Genomic DNA, 4,279 nt, shown 5'->3' with positions numbered 1-4,279 from the left:
CGATTTGAATCATGCTGCGTCCTCCTCATTAAAGTGGAGCAATACAACAGTAATATTATCCAAACCTCCAGCATTATTGGCAAAACGAATCAAGGTTTTAGCCTTTTCTTCCAGTGAAACATCACTCAAAACAATATCTCTGATTTCATCTGGACCAAGCATATTGGTTAATCCATCACTATTGATCAAAATATAATCATCTGCTTCAACTGTGACCAAGCCATAATCTGGCTCAAGCTCATCCTTTTGACCAATAGACTGAGTGATGATATTTCGCTGAGGATGATGAGCAGCCTCTTCCTCTGTAATTTGACCAGCACGTAAAAGAGCATTTACAAGAGAATGATCACTTGTCAATTGCCGGTATTCACCGTGGCGAATAAGGCCAATTCGAGAGTCTCCAACATGAGCATAAATCACTTGTCCTTCCACGAAAGCCAAGGCCTCTAGTGTGGTTCCCATACCTTTGTGTTCGTCATCTTGACCTGCTAAATGAATCCGACGATTCACATCCTCTAAATGATTTGCAAACCATTCACGTACTTGATTCACTGTTTCAATTTCAGAAGAAACCCAAGCAGCACCCAGATCTGTGACTGCCATTTCACTAGCAATATTACCGGCACGGTGTCCTCCCATACCGTCAGCGAGAAAAATCATAGATTTCCCAGCCTTATTTTTATATTGATTTGCATAGTCTTGGTTATTTGTCCGTCTTTGACCTACATCGGTTAAGATAGAAATATCCATACTGTCAGTTCCCTCCTGATGTTATAAAATTCTCTTAAAACAACTGATAAAGAAGCCATCACTTTCATACAATTCAGGTGTAATCAGAATACAGTTATTTTCGAGAATATCTTTTCTTTTGTGATCCAATGGGACTTGTTCAAAATTTGGGTGACTTTTTAAAAAACGATCAACCACTTCAAAATTTTCTTTCCCTATAATTGTACACGTACTGTACACTATTATACCACCTTTACGCACACTTTGACAAACACTATCCAGAATTGCTAATTGAATGGCTTGTAAAGAGACAAAATCTACACTCTCTTTATTGTACTTGATATCCGGCTTTCTCCGTATCAGTCCAATCCCAGAACAGGGTGCATCCACCAATACTTTATCGAATGCATCTGGTCCAAATGTTTCAAAAACTCTTGTCGCATCTAACTTCTTTGTCAAAATTTTATCTGCAACATGAAGCCGATTGGCATTTTCTTGAATTAATTTCAGTTTATGATCATACAGATCTAAGGCTGTAACTTTCCCAGTTGTAAGAAAAGAAGCGATGTGAGTCGTCTTTCCACCTGGTGCCGCACAGGCATCTAAAACCCATTCATCGCCTTGTAAATCCAAGGCCGGTGCCACCAATTGACTAGATTCATCTTGAATGGTGATCCGGCCCTCTTTAAACAAGGAGTGCGCCGCAAAATGTCCCTGATCTTTCACGAGGGCAGAAGAAGCAATGAGGGATGCACTTGCTTCTAACTCCTGAGCGAGTTTTTCTTTTTCACTCAGATCAACGACACGAATACTGGATTTATTACGCTGATAGAGACTTTTAAAAATAGCACAAGCACGTTCTTCACCATATTCTTCGATCAATTCTTTAACCAACCATACAGGTAGGGAATACTGCACCGAATAACGTTTGTTCTTTCGCTTGATCGTATCAACAGCTGGTAGTCCCTCGCGGAGAAGCTTTCTAAGAATAGCATTGACAAACTTCTCACTGCCTTCTTTACGGCTTTTTGCTATCCGAACGGCTTCATTGACGATGGCATGATCGGGAATTCGGTCTAAATAGACGAGTTGATACAAACTCATCATTAAGAGATAATAGACCCATGGATCCAATTTTGTCCGATCTTCGATCACGTGAGAGAGATACCATTCGAGCGTTATTTTCCGTGCTACTGTACCGTAAACAACTTCCGTAACAAAGCTTCTATCCTTATCCGAAAGCTGGGAATGTTCTAGCGTTTTTTTCAAGGCAATATTGGAATAAGCCCCGTGTTCAAAGACTTCTTCCAAGACTCGAACGATCTGTTCACGCGCATTCATTTGTTTAACTTCCAAAGCGATCTCCTAATTTCAATTGACGACCCGCGCCATTCAAAAAGTCAGTGATGGACATTTTAGGTTTTCCTGCTGGTTGCACAACTTTAAGGGACAGTGAACCTTCTCCAGCAGCTACCAGCAACTCTTTTTTGCTCAAACCAATCACTTCTCCAGGATTTCCATTTCCTTCGCATAGCTCTGCTTCGTAGACTTTAAAGCGTTGACCATTTAATAACGTATGAGCCACCGGCCAAGGATTCATCCCTCGAATCTGATTAAAGACTTGGCGGTTGGTTTTGGTCCAGTCCAAAACCTCTTCTTCCGGCAAAATATTCGGTGAAAATGTGACCAAATTTGGATCTTGTGGACTTGGCTTGATCTCCCCTCCCAGGTAAGCTGGCAAAGTATCTAGGAGTAAGTCACGTCCAAGGACAGCCAATTTTTCAAACAAGGTTCCTACATTGTCCTCATCTAAAATGGGTAGAGAACGAGCTGCAATCATGTCTCCAGCGTCCATTTCCTTGACCATTTCCATAATTGTAACCCCAGCTTCTTCATCACCATTGATAAGAGCATAGTGAATGGGAGCTCCACCTCTATATTTAGGCAATAAAGACGCGTGGACATTCACCGCAAATTGGAAGTTCTCCAACAATTTTGTCGGTAAAAATTGTCCAAAAGCAGCGGTCACAATTCCATCTGCATCTAGTGATAAGAGAGTTTCCATTTCTGGACTACCCGATAATTTCTCCGGCTGAAGAACCGGTAGTTGATGTTCCAAAGCTACCTGCTTCACTGGGGTCATTCGAATCTCCTTTTTGCGACCTACTTTGCGGTCTGGTTGCGTCACAACTGCTAGAATTTCATAACGCGAATCTGCTAACAAGCCCTTTAAAACGGTCGCTGAAAAATCAGGTGTTCCCATAAAAATTAATTTTGTCATTTTTTCTTCCTTACATGAAACTTTGAGGTTCATTATCAATACTCAGACGCAGATCTTTATTCCCTTTTTCTTGGGTAAATTCTAAGATTTGATTCAATACCTGTGTCATACCTTCTTCGAAACGATACTTCACAATAATTTGATAATGATACAAATTATGTGTACGTGCAATTGGTTTAGGAGTTGGTCCTAAGATTTGGACCTGATCGGATAAGCCAGATCGGAGGATTTCCATAACCTGATGTGACTTCTCCATCACAATTTCCTCACTCTTATGCGACAGGGTTAACCCAACTGTGAAGTAATACGGTGTATAGCCCAACTGCCGACGAATCTGCATTTCATAGGCAAAAAAGCCTTCATAATCTTGGTCTTTAGCAAACCGGATTGCATAATGATTGGGGTTGTAGCTCTGAATGATGACTTCTCCTTCTTTCTCTGCTCGTCCGGCCCTTCCTGCCACCTGAGTCAAAAGCTGAAAGGTTCGCTCTGAGGATCGATAATCCGGTAAATTTAAAGAAGTATCCGCATTCAAGACACCCACTAACGTCACATTGGGAAAATCCAGCCCCTTAGCAATCATTTGCGTCCCTAACAAAATATCCGCTTCTCCATTCCCGAAAGCATCTAATATTGCTGCGTGGCTCCCTTTTTTTCGGGTGGTATCCACATCCATGCGCAAAATTTTAGCCTCAGGAAAGATCTCTTGTAATTCATCATAGGCTTTTTGCGTTCCTGTTCCGTAATAACGAATGGAAGGACTTTGGCAATTTGGACAGTGTCGAGGAATTGCCTTACTATAACCACAATAATGGCAATTCATAGTTTTGGTATCCATATGGAGGGTCAAAGAGATGTCACAATTAGGACAAGTATCCACAGTCCCACACTCGCGACACATAACAAAGCTGGAATAACCACGGCGGTTCAACATCAAGACAATCTGCTCTTTTTTCTGCAAGCGTTCAGCAATAGCTTCCACTAGAACAGGAGTGAAGTTACCAGCTTCATTTTGGCCAATATAATCACGGAAATCAACAACTTTAACTTCTGGAATTTTGGCTGCCGGATTGGCCCGCTGGGTTAGACGAATTAATTCATAAACCCCTTTTGTTGCACGAGCCCGCGATTCTAAACTTGGTGTGGCAGATCCAAGAAGCAAGACTGCTTGATTGTACTGAGCCCTTAAGACTGCGACTTCCCTTGCGTGGTAGCGTGGGTTACTATCTTGTTTGTAGGAAGCCTCGTGCTCCTCATCAATGATGATGG

General features: G+C 41.8%; 4 protein-coding genes. All 4 read right to left on the bottom strand.

The features are described 5' to 3' along the window. Positions 1–9: 9 nt before the first annotated feature. Positions 10–750, bottom strand: coding sequence for a Stp1/IreP family PP2C-type Ser/Thr phosphatase (locus SPADD19_RS10585; protein ID WP_003018086.1), 741 nt, complete (start codon positions 748–750; stop codon positions 10–12). A gap of 21 nt (positions 751–771) precedes the next feature. After that, positions 772–2,085 carry a 16S rRNA (cytosine(967)-C(5))-methyltransferase RsmB gene (gene rsmB / locus SPADD19_RS10580; RefSeq protein WP_049498853.1) on the bottom strand — a complete coding sequence of 438 codons (1,314 nt, stop codon included), beginning with the start codon at positions 2,083–2,085 and terminating at the stop codon, positions 772–774. Then, positions 2,075–3,010 carry a methionyl-tRNA formyltransferase gene (fmt, locus tag SPADD19_RS10575; RefSeq protein WP_061455958.1) on the bottom strand — a complete coding sequence of 312 codons (936 nt, stop codon included), beginning with the start codon at positions 3,008–3,010 and terminating at the stop codon, positions 2,075–2,077. Before fmt ends, rsmB begins: the two co-directional genes overlap by 11 nt. A gap of 10 nt (positions 3,011–3,020) precedes the next feature. Beyond that, the coding region (gene priA / locus SPADD19_RS10570; protein WP_128861634.1) for a replication restart helicase PriA at positions 3,021–4,279 on the bottom strand (1,259 nt) is incomplete at its 5' end.

It is taken from the genome of Streptococcus parasanguinis (assembly GCF_001578955.1).
In the GTDB taxonomy this organism is placed as follows: Bacteria; Bacillota; Bacilli; order Lactobacillales; family Streptococcaceae; genus Streptococcus; species Streptococcus parasanguinis_U.
This window is presented reverse-complemented; position numbering and strand designations above follow the sequence as displayed.